Here is a 15,837-nt window from a genome sequence, read left to right on the forward strand (position 1 = left end):
TTGTTGGCCGGACGCGGGCACCGCGCGGTCGGATGGTCCCGGACGCCGCACCGGGGACGGCCCGGGACCACCGAGGGGATGACCACGATGAAAGCCTTCGTACCGACCGCGGACCCCGCCGAGCCGGTCGTGCTCGCCGATGTCGCCGAGCCGGTGCCGCGACCCGACGAGGCGCTGGTGAAGGTCGAGGCGTTCTCGGTCAACCGGGGCGAGACGTTCAGGCTGGAGCGGCCCACGCCCGGCGACCGCCCGGGCAAGGACATCGCGGGCCTGGTGGTGCAGCCGGCCGCCGACGGCAGCGGGCCCACCGGGATCACGCGGGTCGTCGGCCACCCCATGGCCGGCGGCTGGGCGGAGTACGTGGCGGTCCCGACCGGTGCGCTCGCCGAGCTGCCGGACAGCGTGTCCGTGCTCCACGGGGCGGCGCTCCCGCTGGCCGGGCTCACCGCGCTGCGGCTGCTGCGCGCCGCCGGGCCCGTGCTGGGCCGGCGGGTGCTGCTGACCGGCGCCTCCGGGGGCGTCGGCCACTTCGTGACCGAGCTCGCGACCGCCGCCGGGGCCGAGGTCACCGCCGTGACCAGGAACGCCGAGCGCGGCGCCCGGCTCGCCGCACTGGGCGCCGCCGAGATCGTCCACGACGTCACCGACGCCCGGGGCCCCTACGACATCGTGCTGGAGTCGACCGGCGGACGGGCCCTCTCCGACGCGCTCGCCCGGCTCGCCGGGCGCGGCACGCTCATCTGGTTCGGGCAGGCCGGCCGCGTCCCGGCGACGCTGGACTTCTTCGACTTCTTCAACGGCCCCGAGTCGGCCGTCATCCGCCACTTCCACTACCTGGACGCCGACACCCGGCTCGGCGACGACCTCGCGACCCTCGTCCGGCTGACCGCCGAAGGCCGGCTGCACCCGGAGATCGGCCGCGTCGCGGACTGGGCCGGTACCGCCACCGCTCTCACCGACCTGCGCGACCGCCGCATCCGCGGCAAGGCCGTCCTCACCCTGTCCTGACCCGCATCCCGACGAACGAAGGAGCACACCCATGACCACCAACGACGCGAGGGCCGTCGTCGTCCGCTACGTCGAGGCCGTACGCGACGGCGCCGCCGACATCATCCACGACAGCTTCGCCGAGGACGCGACCTGGCACTATCCGGGGAGCCTGCCGGTCTCCAGGGTGTGGCACGGCCGCGAGGAGATCGTCGAGGAGTTCCTCGGGAGCATGGGCACGGTCTTCGTCCCCGGCACCCTGGAGATCGAACTGGTCGGCACGGTCGCCGAGGGCGACCGCGTGGTGGCCGAATGGACCGCCAAGGCCACGACCGTGACCGGCGCCGCCTACGACAACCGCTGCATCGGCGTCTACACGGTCCGCGACGGCAAGATCACCTCGGTGGTCGAATACGCCGACACCCACCACGTGGCCGAGACCCTCTTCCCCGGCTTCCCCGCCCACGACACCCACCGGCCCACCGACCACGGGTAGGCCGCGCCCGGCGCGCACCGTGTCCGTACCGGAGCTGTGACCTCCGCGTTCAGCCGGCAGGCGTGGGGGAAGGGCCGTAGGCGGCTCTGAGGAGGGGTGGGAGGGTCGCGGGGGTGGCCCGGTAGGTCTGGGTGCCCACCGTTGCCAGGGCCAGGGAGGCCAGGACCGAGCCGGTGCGGGCGGCTTCGGGCGCGGTGCCGCCGGCCGCCAGGGCGGCGAGGTAGCCCGCGCGGAACGCGTCGCCGACGCCCGTCGGGTCGGTGACCTCGGTCGCCGGGGCCGCCGCCACCTCCACCGGTGGTTCTCCGGCGCGGTCGATACGGCTGCCCTTCGCGCCGAGCGTGGTCACCCATGTGCCGACCCGGTCCAGGACCTCGTCCGTGGTCCAGCCGGTCTTGCGCAGGAGCAGTTCGTGTTCGTACTCGTTGGTGAACAGGTGGTCGGCGCCGTCGACGAGGGCGCGGATGTCACCGCCGTCCAGACGGGCCAGCTGCTGGGACGGGTCGGCCATGAAGCGGATGCCCAGCGCCCGGCAGGCACGGGTGTGGCGCAGCATGGCCGCCGGGTCGTCCGCGCCGATCAGGACGATGTCCGCGTCGGCGGCGACCTCGGCGAGGTCGATGTGCGCCGCCTCCGTCATCGCGCCCGGGTAGAAGGACGCGATCTGGTTGCCGTCCGGGTCCGTGGTGCACAGGAAGCGGGCCGTGTGGCGGGTGGCGGAGACGAGGACGGCGCCGGTGTCCACGCCCAGGGCCGACAGCCGGGCGCCGTACTCCGCGAAGTCGGCGCCCACCGCCCCCACCAGCAGCGGGCGGTGCCCCAGCAGGGCCAGCCCGTAGCTGATGTTGGCGGCGACCCCGCCCTGGCGGATCTCCAGGGTGTCCACGAGGAACGACAGCGACACCCGGTCCAGGCGGTCGGCCAGCAGCTGGTCGGTGATGCGGGCCGGGAACGTCATCAGGTGGTCGGTGGCGATGGACCCGGTGACGGCGATGCGCATCTCAGACTCCCGCCGCGGCGCGCAGCGCGTCCACCCGGTCGGTGCGCTCCCAGGTGAAGTCGGGCAGCTCGCGGCCGAAGTGCCCGTACGCGGCGGTCCGGCCGTAGATCGGGCGGAGCAGGTCCAGGTCGCGGATGATGCCCTTCGGGGAGAGGTCGAAGACGTCGCCGATGGCCTTCTCCAGGACGGCCTGCGGGACGCGTGCGGTGCCGAAGGTCTCCACGAAGAGGCCGACGGGCTCGGCCTTGCCGATGGCGTAGGCGACCTGGACCTCGCAGCGGGAGGCCAGGCCGGCCGCCACGACGTTCTTGGCGACCCAGCGCATCGCGTACGCAGCCGAGCGGTCCACCTTGGACGGGTCCTTGCCCGAGAAGGCGCCGCCGCCATGCCGGGCCATGCCGCCGTAGGTGTCGATGATGATCTTGCGGCCGGTCAGGCCCGCGTCACCCATCGGACCCCCGATCTCGAAGCGGCCGGTCGGGTTGACCAGCAGGCGGTAGCCCTCGATGTCGAGCTTGATGTCCTCCGCCAGCAGGGCCTTCAGCTCCGGCTCCACGACGAACTCGCGGATGTCGGGGGCGAGCAGGGTCTCCAGGTCGATGTCGGAGGCGTGCTGGGAGGAGACGACCACCGTGTCCAGGCGTACGGCCTTGTCGCCGTCGTACTCGATGGTGACCTGCGTCTTGCCGTCGGGGCGCAGGTAGGGGACGGCACCGTTCTTGCGGACCTGGGAGAGCCGGTGGGACAGGCGGTGGGCGAGGCGGATCGGCAGGGGCATCAGCTCGGGGGTCTCGTCGGTGGCGTAGCCGAACATCAGGCCCTGGTCGCCCGCGCCGCCGGTGTCGACGCCCTGCGCGATGTCCGGGGACTGCGCGCCGATCGACACCGACACCCCGCAGGAGGCGCCGTCGAAGCCCTTCTTGGAGGAGTCGTAGCCGATCCGGAGGATCGTCTCGCGGACGAGGGTCGCGATGTCCGCGTAGGCGGTGGTGGTGACCTCGCCGGCCACGTGCACCTGACCGGTGGTGATCAGGGTCTCCACGGCGACCCGGGCGGTGGGGTCCTGGGCGAGCAGCGCGTCGAGGACGGCGTCGCTGATCTGGTCGGCGATCTTGTCGGGGTGGCCCTCGGTCACGGACTCCGAGGTGAACAGGCGACGGGACATCTGCGGGCGTCTCCTTACCCGGGGAGGTGGGCGGCGGGACACCGGCTCCGTACCGCCCCGGGGGCCGGGGCGGTACGGAGCCGGACGGGCTGAACGGGCCTGACCGGCCGGACAGGCCGGTCCTGCTGGGTGGAGGGGTCAGCTCTCCGGGTGGTGGACGGCGAACACCGTGTACGCGTGCGGGTCGGGCTTGGCCAGCGCGGCGGCCCGGTCCCGGTACACCTGCACGTCCGGGTCGCCCATGGTGGCCTTGATGTCGGCCTTGCTGACCCACTGCGCGTAGTAGACCAGGCGCTTGCCGTCGAGGCTGGTCAGGATGTTCACGGAGATGCAGCCGGGCCGGTGCCGGATGAACTTCTCGGCGCCCTCGCTGAGCACCTCGGCCAGCTCCTTCTGCTTCTCCGGCTCCACGTCGAAGACGTTGATCATGGCGTAGGTGCCGTCGTTCTCCCGGATGACCGTCTCTGACATGACGTGTCCTCTCATCGTTGGCATGACATCGGTGACGGAGCGGTGGCGTGGATCAGGCGGGCGGGGCCGCCCAGGCGCGGGCCACCTCCAGCGCCTGCTCGGGGTTGAGCCGGGGGTCGCACAAAGTGGCGGGCGCGGTCCCGGCCCGGGTGGCGCCGAGTTCGGCCGGATCCGACCGGACGCACTCGGCGACGTCGTGCGGGGTGGTCTCCAGGTGCAGGCCCGCGGGTGTGCCGCCGGCCTCGGTGACCACCTCGAGGAAGGCCCGGACCTCCTCCACCACCGTCCGCACCACCCGGACCTTCGCCCCGGACGGCGCCTTGACGGTGTTGCCGTGCATCGGGTCGCACAGCCACGCCACCCGGTGCCCGGCCTCGCGGACGGCGGCGACCAGCGGCGGCAGCGCGGTGCGTACCGCGGACACGCCCATCCGGGAGATCAGGGTCAGCCGGCCCGGCTCGCGGTCCGGGTCCAGCCGGGCGCACAGGGCGAGCAGCTCCGCCGGGCTGGTCGCCGGGCCGACCTTGCAGGCGACCGGGTTGGTCACCTGCGCCAGCATCCGGGCGTGCGGGCCGTCCGGGTGCCGGGTGCGCTCGCCGATCCAGGGCAGGTGGGTGGAGGACAGCAGGACGTGTCCGGCCGTGGTGCGGCGCAGCAGCGGCAGCTCGTAGTCGAGGACCAGCGCCTCGTGGCTGGTCCACACCGGGGCGCCGGTGGGCAGCGCCCAGTCGCTGGTGCGCTGCCGGAGATACGTCACGGCGCGGTGGGCGGCGTAGTAGCACTCCAGCATGCGGCGCGGGTCGGCGCGGCGGGCCGCCGCGGTGGGCTCCGGAGCGTTGACCAAGTGGCCCCGGTAGACCGGGAGTTCGGTGCCGTCGACCAGCTCGGTGGGCGCGCTGCGCGGCTTGGCGAACTGTCCGGCGATCCGGCCGACGCGCACCACCGGACGTCCGGTGGCCGCCACCATCACCCCGGCCAGCGCGTCCAGCAGGCCCGCCTTGCGCATGACCGCCGCCGGGGCGCACTCGGCGGGGTCCTCCGCGCAGTCGCCCGCCTGGATGACCAGGTAGTGGCCGGTCGCCGCCTCGGCCAGCAGGGTGCGCAGCAGCCGGACCTCCTCCCAGGTCACCAGCCCCGGCAGCTGCGCGAGTTCGGCGCGGGCCGCCGCGGCCTGGACGGGGTCGTGCCAGGACGGCTGCTGCGGGGCCGCGCCGAGGTCGCGCGGGAAGTCCTCGTCGAGATCGTCGAGGGGGACCTCGACGGCGAGCGGGTGCAGCGGATATCCGGGGCGGGTCAGCCCGGTCACGGTCGTCCTCCAGGGGTCGGGGCGAGCGCGTACGGCGCGGTGGCGGGCGTCATCAGAACGACGTCGCCTCGGCGGGCAGCCGGCGCGCCAGCGTCAGGCCGTCGGCGACCGGCAGCAGGACCAGCTCGACACGCTCGTCCTTGCGGGCGTGCTCGTTGAACGCGTGCACGGCGGCGGCCTTGACCCCGGGGAACTCGTCGATCACCTGGCCGCTGAACAGGGTGTTGTCCACGAGGATCAACCCGCCCGGACGCATCCGGGGGACCAGCTCCTCCCAGTAGTCGATGTAGCCGGGCTTGTCGGCGTCGATGAAGGCGAGGTCGACGTGCGGCTCGGCGGGCAGGGCGCGCAGGGTCGACACGGCCGGGCCGAGGCGCAGCTCGATGCGGTCGGCGACCCCGGCGCGGGTCCAGAACTCCCGGGCCAGCGCGGTCCATTCGGCGGAGACGTCACAGGTGATCAGGGAGCCGCCGGGGGCCAGCCCACGGGCCAGGCAGAGCGAGGACGAGCCGGTGAAGGTGCCGACCTCCACGATGGTGCGGGCGCCGAGCAGCCGCACCAGGAAGGTCAGCAGGGCGGCCTCCTCGGGGGCGACCACCATGTGCGCCTGGTCCGGGATCGCCTCCCGGGTCCGCTCGGCCAGCTCCGCCAGCAGCGGGTCGGGGAGCATCCGGCCCTGGACGAGCAGGTAGTCGTGGAGTTCGGGGGTGAGCGCGATGTTCCTGAGCGTTTCGTTCCGCAGCACGGGTACTCCCGGTGGTCTAGGGATGGGTACGCAGGGTGGGGCGACGGGACGGCGCGCACGGGGGGACCCCCGTGGGTCCCGGCTCAGGCGTCCGGGTGCTCCGGGGCGGCCGGCCATGCCCGGTAGGCCTGGCGGACCGCCTCGGCCGGGCGGGGCAGACCGTCGGTGGCGGCGCGCAGGTCGCCGGCGCAGTGCAGCTCGAAGCGGCGCCGGCGGGCGGGGCGCCGGTGGTCGCGCACGAAGTACGTCACGGTGGATCCCTCCGGGCCGCCCTCGTGCGGGTTGTGGCCGCCGCCCTCCCACAGCAGCCCGGCCTCGCTGTGCCAGGCGGTGACGAGCCGGCGCAGCAGGGGGCCGGAGGGGCGGCCGACGACGAACGCGGTGTGGTTCTCGAAGCCGTACGCGGACTCCGCAGCCTCGATGCGCTCGTCGAACGCCTCGCTGTCGCGCGGGAAGAGGAAGACCTCCACGGCGGGGTGCCGCCGCCCGCCCGGCAGGGTGAGCCGCAGCCGGGTGATGTGGACGTCGCAGCGGGCCGGGTCCAGGCGGTGGCGGGCGCTGAGCCGGGCCCGCACCACGGTGCTGGGCACGGCGGGAAGGGGCGCCAGTCCCCGCTCCCCGAGGTCGCGCAGGCCCGCGTCGAGGGTGGCGGGGAACAACAGGACGGCGCAGTGGTCGAACGTGCACTCCCGCTCGGTCAGCGCGGCCGCCGTGCCGCCCGGCCGCAGGGGTGCGAGAAGTTCGGACGCCGGTGCGGTACTGGCGTGGCGGGCGTCTCGGATCACCGTGTCGAGGCGGCGCAGGTCGGCCGCGCGGAACGCGCCGTCGGCGGCCGGATCGGCGGCCGGCCGGAATGAGGGGTGGGTGGTGCCGGAGGATTGAACGAAGGCCATTGATACCTCCTGCCTCAGGGCCGCCGGAATTCTGTGCAGGTCTTCGTTTTCCGGGCAAGGGCGATCTGTGTACGAGGCACCGCCGGCTGCCGGTCTGCCCGCCCACGACCCACGCTGACCTGCGGGAACGTGATGATTCGGTCTTGCAGATGACGCATATCGGGGGCGTCGATCGATTCGCACCCGGCTTTTTCCGGGCCTCCGGGCAAGCGGAATACGCGCGTTCTCTATTGATGTTTCTTACCGTCGGAGAATCCAAGGTTCGCCCCTCCCGATGACGGTCATCGGCGGCACCGAACGACGTCCCGCTGCGATGCGGCGCTCCGCGCCCTTCATTGAGCTTTCTTATCGGCTCCGGCCGTGTGCACGGGATCGGGAATTCTTATCGGGTGAAAGCTGGACCAGGAGATCGGACGGCCCGCAGAATCCCCTCTCGCAAGGCAGTGCTTGTTTCGTTCTGCCGCAACGGAGGTTTCCTCGTGAACGCTCCACCCACCGATTTCCTGACCGCGTCCCGCACCTTCACCGACGCACTGGTCCGCGCGGCCGGCCGCCGCCGGGAGCCCGCCGTATGGGACGGCGGCCGCTGGCGGACCTGGCGGGACTGCCTCCGCCAGGCCGAACGCACCGCGGCCGCCCTGCACCGGCACGGGCTCGTGGCCGGTGATGTGCTGGCGGCCCGGCTGCCCAACTCCTGGGAACTGGTGGTGCTGCACGCGGCCACCGCCCGGCTAGGGGTACTGCTGCTGCCCCTGCACGCCGCCTACGGCAGCCGGGAGACGCGGTCGCTGATCGAGCAGTCCGGCGCGGTCGCGCTGGTGGCCGCCGCCGGCCGGCCCGGACACGACCACCTCGCCGAGATCCGCGCCCTGCGCGAGGACTGCCCCGGGCTGCGGCACGTCTGGGTGTCCGCCGGCACGGGCCGCGGCACCGGTGACCAAGCCCCCACCGGTGGGCTGCCGGACCTGGCGAGCCTGACGGAGGCGGCGGCGGACCCCGACGTACGGCTGCCGCCCCCGCCCGCCGATCCCACGGCCCCCCTGGTGCTGCTGGCGTCCTCCGGTACGACCTCCCGGCGGCCGAAGCTGTGCGTGCACAGCCACGCCGGGCTCCTCGGCAACGCGGCGGCCGTGGCGACGGACGGCGGGTTCGGCGCGCGGGACACCATCGTCTCCGCGAGCCCGCTCAGCCACGCCTTCGGACTGCTCTCCGTGCACCTCGCCCTGGTGACCGGCGGAGCGGTGGGCCTGTTCGGCGCCTGGGAACCCCGCGCGTTCGCCGCCGCCCTGCACGCCTGCGGCGCCACCGCCGCCTTCGCCGTCCCCGCCCAGCTGCGCGACCTGCTCGCCCTCCCGGCCCCCGAGGCCGCGGGCGCTCCGCCCGTTCTGCGGGAGGTGCGCACCGGCGGCGCGCCCGTGCCGCGCGAACTGGCCGACGGCGTGCGGCGGGTGCTGGGCGCCCGGCTGATCGTGCAGTGGGGGATGACGGAGATCGGCGCCGGCACGTACACCCGCCCCGGGGATCCGCCCGAGGCGGTCGGCACCATCGGCCGGCCCGCCCTCGGCGCGGCCGTGCGCGTCCAGCGGGACGGCATGCCCGCCGCGCCCGGCGAGACCGGTGAACTCCAGTACCGCAGCCCGTGGATGTTCTCCGGCTACCACCGGGCCCCCGAGCCGACCCGGGCCGCGTTCACCCCGGACGGCTGGCTGCGCACCGGCGACCTGGCGGCCCTGCGCCCGGACGGTTCGGTCGTCTACCGGGGCCGGGCGGACGAGCTGATCAACCGGGGCGGGCTGAAGTTCAGCGCGCTGGAGGTCGAGGAACTCCTGAACGACCTACCGCAGTTGGCCCAGCACGCCGTCGTCGCCCGCCCCGACCCGCGCCTCGGCCAGCGCGCCAGCCTGGTCGTCGCGCTGCGCGCGGGTACGCGCCTCACCCTGGAGGACGTCACCGGGCACCTGTCCGGCAAGGGCCTGGCCACCTACAAACTGCCCGAGCAGCTGGTCGTCGTGGACCGGCTGCCCACCACCGTGACCGGCAAGATCGCCCGCGCCCGCCTGCGGACGCTCCCCCTGCCCCCGCTCCCCGCACAGCCGCCCCGGCGCACCCCCGTGGCCCCCGCGAGCCACGCGGAGGCGGGAACGTGACCGGCAGCCGACGGCCAGTCGGCGGCCAACCGTCCCCGTCAGGCGGCCAGTTGTCTGCGCAGTACCGTCTGCAGGCCCACCAGATTGGGGTTGGCCGAGTTGCGGTCCAGCCAGGTCATGGTGACCGCCGTACGCAGCCGGGCGTCCTCCACCTCGATCACCGCGACCTCGCGCCGGTCCGCCTGGGCGCGCACCGCGACGTGCGGCAGCAGGGCGCAGCCCATGCCCGCGGCCACACACGCGCCGAGGGTGCCGATGCTGGACACCTCGGCGACCGGCTCCTTGGCGGCGGCGCCGGAGAAGGCGCCGTCGTACATCTCCCGGAAGCCGCATCCTCGTTCGGTGGCCAGAAACGGCTCCTTGACAAGGTCGGCGAGCGGTGCCCGGCCCCGCTCGGCCAGCGGATGGTCCGGCGGGGCGATCACCACGAGCGGTTCCTCGGCGAGCGTCTCGGCCCGCAGCCCCGCGTCCGCCGGCGGGGCGCCGAAGGTCAGGCAGACGTCGACGTCGCCACGGCGCACCGCCTTGTACAGCTCCCCCCGGTTGCCCTGGGTGACACGGACCCGCGCCTCCGGGTACAGCGAGCGGTAGCGCGCCAGCACCGCGGGCAGCAGGTGCAGGCCCACCGTCTCCAGCGCGCCCACCGCCACCTCGGCGTCGGGCCGGGACACCGCCCAGCGTGCCTCTTCCAGCAGCTTGAGGATCCGCCCGGTGTACTCCGACAGGGCCACGCCCTGCGGGGTCAGCCGTACCCGCCGCTGGGACCGGTCGAGCAGGTCCACCCCCAGCTCGCGCTCCAGGGCCTGGATCTGGTCGCTGACGCTGGACTGCGCGTAATGCAGTTCCCTGGCCGCCTGGGTGACGCTGAGCGTCCGGGCGACCGTCTCGAAGGTCCGAAGATGTCGTAGCTCCACGTCCTGGCTCCCCCTTGCTCGACCCATCGGCTCAGCCGATGTTACCCATAGGGCATTCCCGTCGTCACCAGCGGCAATTCGCCTTTCCGGTCCGCTTGAATGGTTTGTGCCGCCCCCCGCAACTTCCTCTTCTATGGCGGTAATTCACGCAATCGAACGAAGGAGAATTACATGTCGACGCAGGCGGAACCGCAGCGGGCTTCCGTCGCACCGGCACGAACCGACAAGCCCTCGCGGACCCTGCTGGTCGGGCTCTCGCTCGGCTACTTCATGGTCCTGCTGGACATGACGATCGTCTCGGTGGCACTGCCCGCCATCTCCACCAGCCTCCACGTCGGGCTGAGCGGTCTGCAGTGGGTCACCAACGGCTACACCATCACCTTCGCCGCTCTGCTGCTGACGGCCGGCTGGCTGTCGGACCGGCTCGGCGGGCGCCGGGTCTTCCTGTGGGGCCTGGCCGCCTTCGGTGTCCTCTCCGGTGTCTCCGCCGCCGCGGACACCCTCGGCGCCCTGGTCGCCCTGCGCCTGGCGCTCGGTGTGGCGGGTGCGCTGCTGCTGCCGGCCTCCCTGGCGGTGATCACCAACGCCTACAGCAACCCCGCCGACCGGGCCCGTGCCGTCGGCAACTGGGCCGCCATCACCGGGCTCGCCCTGGCCGCCGGTCCGCTGGTCGGCGGCGCGCTCACCGACACCGTCGGCTGGCGCGCGATCTTCCTCATCAACGTGCCGCTGGCGCTGGTCAGCTTCGTGATCACGATGCGGCTGGCCCCGGAGACCGCCATCAAGCAGCGCAGCGGCCTCGACGTCACCGGCCAGGTCAGCGCGGTCGTCGCGCTGGGCGCCCTGTCGTACGCGCTGATCGAGGGCCCGTCCAAGGGCTGGGGATCCGGGCTGGTCGTCGGCGGCTTCGTGCTGGCCGCCGCGGCCGCCGCGGTGTTCGTGACCGCCGAGTCGCGGGCCGGGGACGCGGCGATGCTGCCGCTGCGCATGTTCCGCAGCCGTGGCTTCTCCGCCGCGCTCGCCTCCGGTCTGCTCGCCAACTTCGGCCTGTCCGGGCTGCTGTTCGTGCTGTCGCTGTTCTTCCAGGAGAGCCGTGGCTACTCCTCCTTCAGCGCCGGACTGGCCTTCCTGCCGCTGACCCTGCCCACCGCCTTCAACCCGATCTACACCGGGCGTCTCGTCGGCCGCATCGGCCCGCGCCGCCCCGCCACCATCGGGTTCGTCCTGATGGGCGTCGGCGCGCTGCTCCAGGCGCCGTTCACCGGCGACTCCGCGCCGGCGCTGACCGCCACCGTGGTCGGACTGCTCGCCTTCGGCTTCGGCGTCTCCTTCGCCCTGCCCGCGCTGGTGGCCGGCATGGCGAGCTCCGTACCGCCCGAGCTGGCCGGCATCGGCGCCGGCGCGCTCAACTCCGCCCGCCAGGTCGGCGCCTCCCTCGGCGTCGCCGTCCTCGGTGTGGTGCTCAACCTGTCCGCGACCAACGCCGGCGGCACCCGGTGGGCGCTCGTCGTCGGCGGACTGACCCTGCTGGCCGGGGCGCTGATCACCGTGACGGGCCTGCGGGGGCGCACCGCGAGCTGAACCGACCCCGGCCCCACGCGCAGCGCCCCTGCCCCAACCACTGGAGGAGCATTGGCAACCGCATCACCGTCCGCCCGTCCCCCGGCCGGTCCGCCGGTCCTGCGCGTGGACGGGGTCGACCACCTCGCCTTCGTCACCTGGAAACCCCGCGCCACCGTCGAGTTCTACACCCAGGCCCTCGGCATGCCGCTGGTGCACGCCATCACCGCCACCGGCTGGGTCACCGAGGACTACCCGGACTTCGTGCACTTCTTCTTCGACATGGGCGCGGGCAACCGCATCGCCTTCTTCTACTACTTCGGGCTGCCCGAGGAGGACGCCCCGAGCGACCTGATGCACCGCTCGCGCCACCTGGCCTTCCACGTCGACACCGAGGAGGAGCTCCTCGCCTGGCGCGAGCGGCTGAAGGGCCACGGCATCCGGGTCACCCGGCCGCTCGCCCACGAACTGATCGAGTCCATCTACTTCGACGACCCCAACGGCATCCAGCTGGAGATCACCCGGCCGCTGCGGCCCATGTCGCCGGTCGACGCCCGGGACGCCGAGCTGACGGTCCGGGCGCTCGCCGACGTCGCCGAGTCGCCGCGGCCGACGGTGGAGGCGCTGTGGCGGCGCAAGGCGGAACTGATCCGCAAGGACACGGAAGGAGCCGGCCTGTGAGCCTCGCCCTGTACGTGCTCGACGTGCCCGAGTTCCAGCCCGTGGCCCGCGCCGCCGAGGCGGCCGGGCTGACCGCCCGCCGGGCCGGCGACTACCTCGAACTGAGCACCGACGCCGACGAGGCCGTGCTGCGCCGCGACGAGTCCGCGATCCGCACCGCGGTGTGGCACGCCGCCCTCACCGGCGGCCTGGACGGCCGTATCGTCCGCTTCACCTCCGACACCCTCCACCTCGCCAAGGAGCAGGCGTGAGCACGAGCACCGGACCCACCCCCCGTCACCCGGTCCTCGTCGTGGGCGCCGGACCGGCCGGCCTCAGCGCGGCCCTGGCCCTGCGCGCCGCCGGCCTGCCCGCGGTGGTCCTGGAACGCCGTACGGAGAGCACCGTACGGCCCGGCAGCCGGGCCGCCTATCTGCACGGCGCCTCGCTGCGCGAACTGGAGCGGCTGAGCCCCGGCCTCGGTCACGAGATAGCGGGCCGCGGTGTGATGTGGGCGACGAAACGCTCGTACTGGGCCGGCCAGGAGGTCTACACCCGCACCTACCCGCCGAGCACCCGCGAGGGCCTGCCGCACTTCACCAGCCTGCCGCAGGTGATCACCGAGGACCTGATGGCGGCGGCCTGCCGCAAGCGGGGCGTGGAGTTCCACTGGGGGGTGGAGATCGCCTCGGCGCTGAGCACCCCCGAGGGCGTCCTGCTCAAGGACTCCACCGGGCGCGAGTGGCAGGCCGACTACGTGGTCGCGGCCGACGGCTCCCGTTCCGCGCTGCGCTCGGCCATCGACAGCCCCCTGGAGGGGCCGCGGTCCCGGAACACCTTCGTGGTCGTCGACCTCGACGACGACCCGGAGCACAATCCGCTGCCGATGGAGCGCGTCTTCCACTACCGCCATCCGAACGTCGGCGGCCGCAACGTGCTGACGGTGCCGTTCGCGGGCGGCTGGCGGGTCGACCTCAACCTGCTGGTGAACGACGACCCGGAGCGGTTCGTCTCCCCGGAGGGCCTGCGCCGCTGGATCCCGCGGATCCTGCCCGAGGCGTACGGCGACCGGGTCCGCTGGGTGTCGACGTACCGCTTCGCGCAGCAGGTCGCGCAGCGGTTCACCGACCAGCACCGCCGGGTCCTGCTGACCGGCGAGGCGGCCCATCTGTTCGCGCCGTTCGGCGCGCGCGGCATGAACTCCAGCGTCCCGGACGCCATCCGGGCGGTGGAGGCGATCACCCAGGCACTGGACAGCGAGCGCGACCTGGCCGCGGCCGGGGCGGCGATCGCGCGGTTCGCCCAGGACCGCAAGGAGGCGGCCACCTACAACCGCGCCTGCGCCAGCGCCGCGCTCGAACACATGCTGGCCCACCGTCCCTCCCTCTGGCTGCGCCAGCGCGCCGCCGCGGCGGTGGCCGCGGCCGGCCGCAGGGCGGGCGAGTGGCTGGACTCCGCGCCGTACGGCCCGAAGCTGACGGCACGGGGAGCCGGCCGCGGCTCGTACTGAGCGGCCACCCCGTCACCTCCGACGGCGGCCGTGCCCGGCCGGCCATTCCCCCGGGCCGGCGACACGGCACGGACGCCGTCGGAGGTTCTCCCCGCCCGGCGGCACATCACCGGCCGCCCCACCGACCCGGCGCAGCCGTGCGCCACCCGCTCCCGCACCGGCCCGGCACCGACGCCCACTCCCTGTCCCCCACAGACCCGGCACCGACGCCCACTCCCAGTCCCCCACCGACCCGGCGCCACGGCCGCCGTCGATCCCCCGCCGATCACGCGCCACCGGCCAAGACCCGGCGTCGCCCCGCGCCGCCGCCTGCCGGCCCCCACCGGCCCCGCGCCGCGACCCTGCCGATCACGCGCCACCGGCCAAGGGCCTGTCTCCCCACCCACCAACACCGGCCTTCCGCATCACCCCCGCACCGTCGTGCACCACCCGTCCCGACGCCGCCCCGCGCCACCGCCCCCTGCCCGGCCACCACCGGCCCCGCGCCGCGACCCTGCCGATCACGCGCCACCGGCCAACGCTTGTCTCCCCACCCACCAACACCGGCCTTCCGCATCACCCCCGCACCGTCGTGCACCACCCGTCCCAGCGCCGCCCCGCACCGCCGCCTGCCGGCCCCCACCGGCCCCCCGCCGCGACCCCGGCGATCACGCGCCACCGGCCGACCCCTGACTCCCCACCCACCGACACCGGCCTTCCACATCGCCCCGGACCGTCGTACGCCACCCGACCCGGCGTCGCCCCACACCGCCGCCCCCTGCCAGCCACCACCAGCCCCACACCGCGACCCCGGCGATCACGCGCCGCCGGCCGACCCCTGACTCCCCACCCACCGGCGCCGGTCTCCCGCGCGGGCCCCCGGTGAAGAAACGTCTCTGCGGCGGGTCACGGCGGAGCGATCGGCATGCCCGCCACGACCATCCGGGCCACGGCCCGCGCGACGTCCACGGCGCCCTCGCGCAAGGCGGGCGAGAGGGCCAGGTAGACGGGGAGGGGCGACGGGGCGGGGCCGAGGACTCCGGGCCGGGCGGGGCGGATCCCGGGGTGTTTCTGGTGGGCGTTCTCGCACAGTGCCGTGCAGGCGAGACCCGCCTGGACGGACGCCCGCACGGTGTGCGGATCGGTGCACCAGGGCACCGAGTACCAGACGACGCCGTTGCGGTCGAGCGTCTCGGCGATGTGCCGGCTCAGCGCCGAGCTGCCGCCGAGCAGGGCGACGGGCACCCCGCGCCCGGGCGTGGGCGGCGGAGCGCCGAACCAGTCGAGCCGCAGCCGCCCCAGCATCTCCGCGCGGGGCGTCTGGATGCCGAGCAGCAGGGCCGCGTCGATGTCGGCCGCGGCGACCCGGTCGGCCAGCGGGGCGCTGAGGTCGGTGACCATCGCGCACCGCACGTGCGGCATCTCCGCGTCCAGCCGGGAGAACATCTCGCCCAGCCCGTCCGCGAAGTGGATGGAGCAGCCCATGCTCAGCGTGGCCTGGCTGCACAGGGCCGACACCCGGTTGAGCACGTCGTTGTTGAGCCTGATCACGTACCGGGCGTGGGCCACCAGTTCCCGGCCGGCCGGAGTCAGCCGCAGCGGGCGCTTGGTGCGCTGGAACACCGGTGTCCGGACGATCGATTCCAGCCGCTGCACCTGCTGGCTGACGGTCGGCTGGGTGACGTGGAGGGACTGGGCGGCGCGGGCGAACCCGCCTTCGTCGACGACGGCCAGCAGGGTACGCAGAAGCTTCACTTCGATGTCGCGCTGCAAGGCTGTCCCACCCGTTCCGTTGAGACCGACCGAGGGGGCCGTCACAGCGACGGCCGGGGCAGGACGGGTGGCAACACGTTCCCGGACGTGCGTGGACGACAGAACACAGGACCCCCCGAACACCCGCGCTCCCGAACCGGGACACGGCTCATTCTTACCCCACTGGCCGGATTCATCCAATGAGGAGAAATGGAAAAGAAAGTTAAACGAACACATGTGCAAAGACCCGCT

General features: G+C 73.8%; 15 protein-coding genes. 7 read left to right on the forward strand and 8 right to left on the reverse strand.

Translation table 11 applies throughout. The features are described from left to right. Positions 1 to 87: 87 nt before the first annotated feature. The gene (locus tag IE251_RS10360) at positions 88 to 1,008 is read left to right on the forward strand and encodes a zinc-binding dehydrogenase (protein WP_189752925.1); all 921 of its coding nucleotides are present in this window, start codon (positions 88 to 90) and stop codon (positions 1,006 to 1,008) included. A 31-nt stretch (positions 1,009 to 1,039) separates the two neighbouring features. Further along, on the forward strand, positions 1,040 to 1,483 hold the full coding sequence (locus IE251_RS10365; protein ID WP_189752615.1) for a nuclear transport factor 2 family protein: 444 nt from the start codon (positions 1,040 to 1,042) through the stop codon (positions 1,481 to 1,483). 49 nt (positions 1,484 to 1,532) lie between these two features. On the opposite strand, the gene IE251_RS10370 is transcribed toward IE251_RS10365, so the two are convergent. From IE251_RS10370 to IE251_RS10395, 6 genes are all read right to left on the reverse strand, one after another. Next, positions 1,533 to 2,483 (reverse strand): carbohydrate kinase family protein, encoded by a 951-nt coding sequence (locus IE251_RS10370; RefSeq protein WP_189752616.1) that lies wholly within the window; start codon positions 2,481 to 2,483, stop codon positions 1,533 to 1,535. 1 nt (position 2,484) lies between these two features. Next, on the reverse strand, positions 2,485 to 3,648 hold the full coding sequence (gene metK / locus IE251_RS10375; RefSeq protein WP_189752617.1) for a methionine adenosyltransferase: 1,164 nt from the start codon (positions 3,646 to 3,648) through the stop codon (positions 2,485 to 2,487). 138 nt (positions 3,649 to 3,786) lie between these two features. After that, positions 3,787 to 4,119, reverse strand: coding sequence for a putative quinol monooxygenase (locus tag IE251_RS10380; RefSeq protein WP_189752618.1), 333 nt, complete (start codon positions 4,117 to 4,119; stop codon positions 3,787 to 3,789). Between the two features lie 52 nt (positions 4,120 to 4,171). Beyond that, the gene (locus tag IE251_RS10385) at positions 4,172 to 5,425 is read right to left on the reverse strand and encodes a 3-deoxy-7-phosphoheptulonate synthase (RefSeq protein WP_373301981.1); all 1,254 of its coding nucleotides are present in this window, start codon (positions 5,423 to 5,425) and stop codon (positions 4,172 to 4,174) included. A gap of 52 nt (positions 5,426 to 5,477) precedes the next feature. Further along, a complete protein-coding gene (locus IE251_RS10390) occupies positions 5,478 to 6,170 on the reverse strand; it encodes an O-methyltransferase (RefSeq protein ID WP_051815571.1) in 693 nt (230 codons plus the stop codon). Positions 6,171 to 6,253: 83 nt separating this feature from the next. Further along, positions 6,254 to 7,063 carry a hypothetical protein gene (locus tag IE251_RS10395; RefSeq protein ID WP_189752620.1) on the reverse strand — a complete coding sequence of 270 codons (810 nt, stop codon included), beginning with the start codon at positions 7,061 to 7,063 and terminating at the stop codon, positions 6,254 to 6,256. A gap of 479 nt (positions 7,064 to 7,542) precedes the next feature. On the opposite strand from IE251_RS10395, the gene IE251_RS10400 reads away from it, so the two are divergent. Then, positions 7,543 to 9,210 carry a class I adenylate-forming enzyme family protein gene (locus IE251_RS10400; RefSeq protein ID WP_189752621.1) on the forward strand — a complete coding sequence of 556 codons (1,668 nt, stop codon included), beginning with the start codon at positions 7,543 to 7,545 and terminating at the stop codon, positions 9,208 to 9,210. Between the two features lie 38 nt (positions 9,211 to 9,248). Here the strand turns inward: IE251_RS10400 and IE251_RS10405 are convergent, their stop codons facing one another. Beyond that, on the reverse strand, positions 9,249 to 10,124 hold the full coding sequence (locus tag IE251_RS10405) for a LysR family transcriptional regulator (protein WP_189752622.1): 876 nt from the start codon (positions 10,122 to 10,124) through the stop codon (positions 9,249 to 9,251). 171 nt (positions 10,125 to 10,295) lie between these two features. On the opposite strand from IE251_RS10405, the gene IE251_RS10410 reads away from it, so the two are divergent. The 4 genes from IE251_RS10410 to IE251_RS10425 are packed head-to-tail and all read left to right on the forward strand — an operon-like array spanning position 10,296 to position 13,854. Then, positions 10,296 to 11,705: an MFS transporter gene (locus IE251_RS10410; RefSeq protein ID WP_189752623.1), complete on the forward strand. Its 1,410-nt coding sequence runs from the start codon at positions 10,296 to 10,298 to the stop codon at positions 11,703 to 11,705. A 51-nt stretch (positions 11,706 to 11,756) separates the two neighbouring features. Beyond that, positions 11,757 to 12,365 carry a VOC family protein gene (locus IE251_RS10415; RefSeq protein ID WP_200692124.1) on the forward strand — a complete coding sequence of 203 codons (609 nt, stop codon included), beginning with the start codon at positions 11,757 to 11,759 and terminating at the stop codon, positions 12,363 to 12,365. After that, positions 12,362 to 12,616, forward strand: a complete 255-nt coding sequence (locus IE251_RS10420) for a hypothetical protein (protein ID WP_037656281.1) — start codon at positions 12,362 to 12,364, stop codon at positions 12,614 to 12,616. The genes IE251_RS10415 and IE251_RS10420 overlap by 4 nt, the downstream gene beginning before the upstream one ends. Beyond that, on the forward strand, positions 12,613 to 13,854 hold the full coding sequence (locus tag IE251_RS10425; protein ID WP_189752624.1) for an FAD-dependent monooxygenase: 1,242 nt from the start codon (positions 12,613 to 12,615) through the stop codon (positions 13,852 to 13,854). The genes IE251_RS10420 and IE251_RS10425 overlap by 4 nt, the downstream gene beginning before the upstream one ends. 885 nt (positions 13,855 to 14,739) lie before the next feature. Here IE251_RS10425 and IE251_RS10430 read toward each other — a convergent pair. Next, positions 14,740 to 15,588: a LysR family transcriptional regulator gene (locus tag IE251_RS10430; RefSeq protein WP_189752625.1), complete on the reverse strand. Its 849-nt coding sequence runs from the start codon at positions 15,586 to 15,588 to the stop codon at positions 14,740 to 14,742. Positions 15,589 to 15,837: the final 249 nt, after the last annotated feature.

The organism is Streptomyces eurythermus, assembly GCF_014649115.1.
In the GTDB taxonomy this organism is placed as follows: Bacteria; Actinomycetota; Actinomycetes; order Streptomycetales; family Streptomycetaceae; genus Streptomyces; species Streptomyces eurythermus.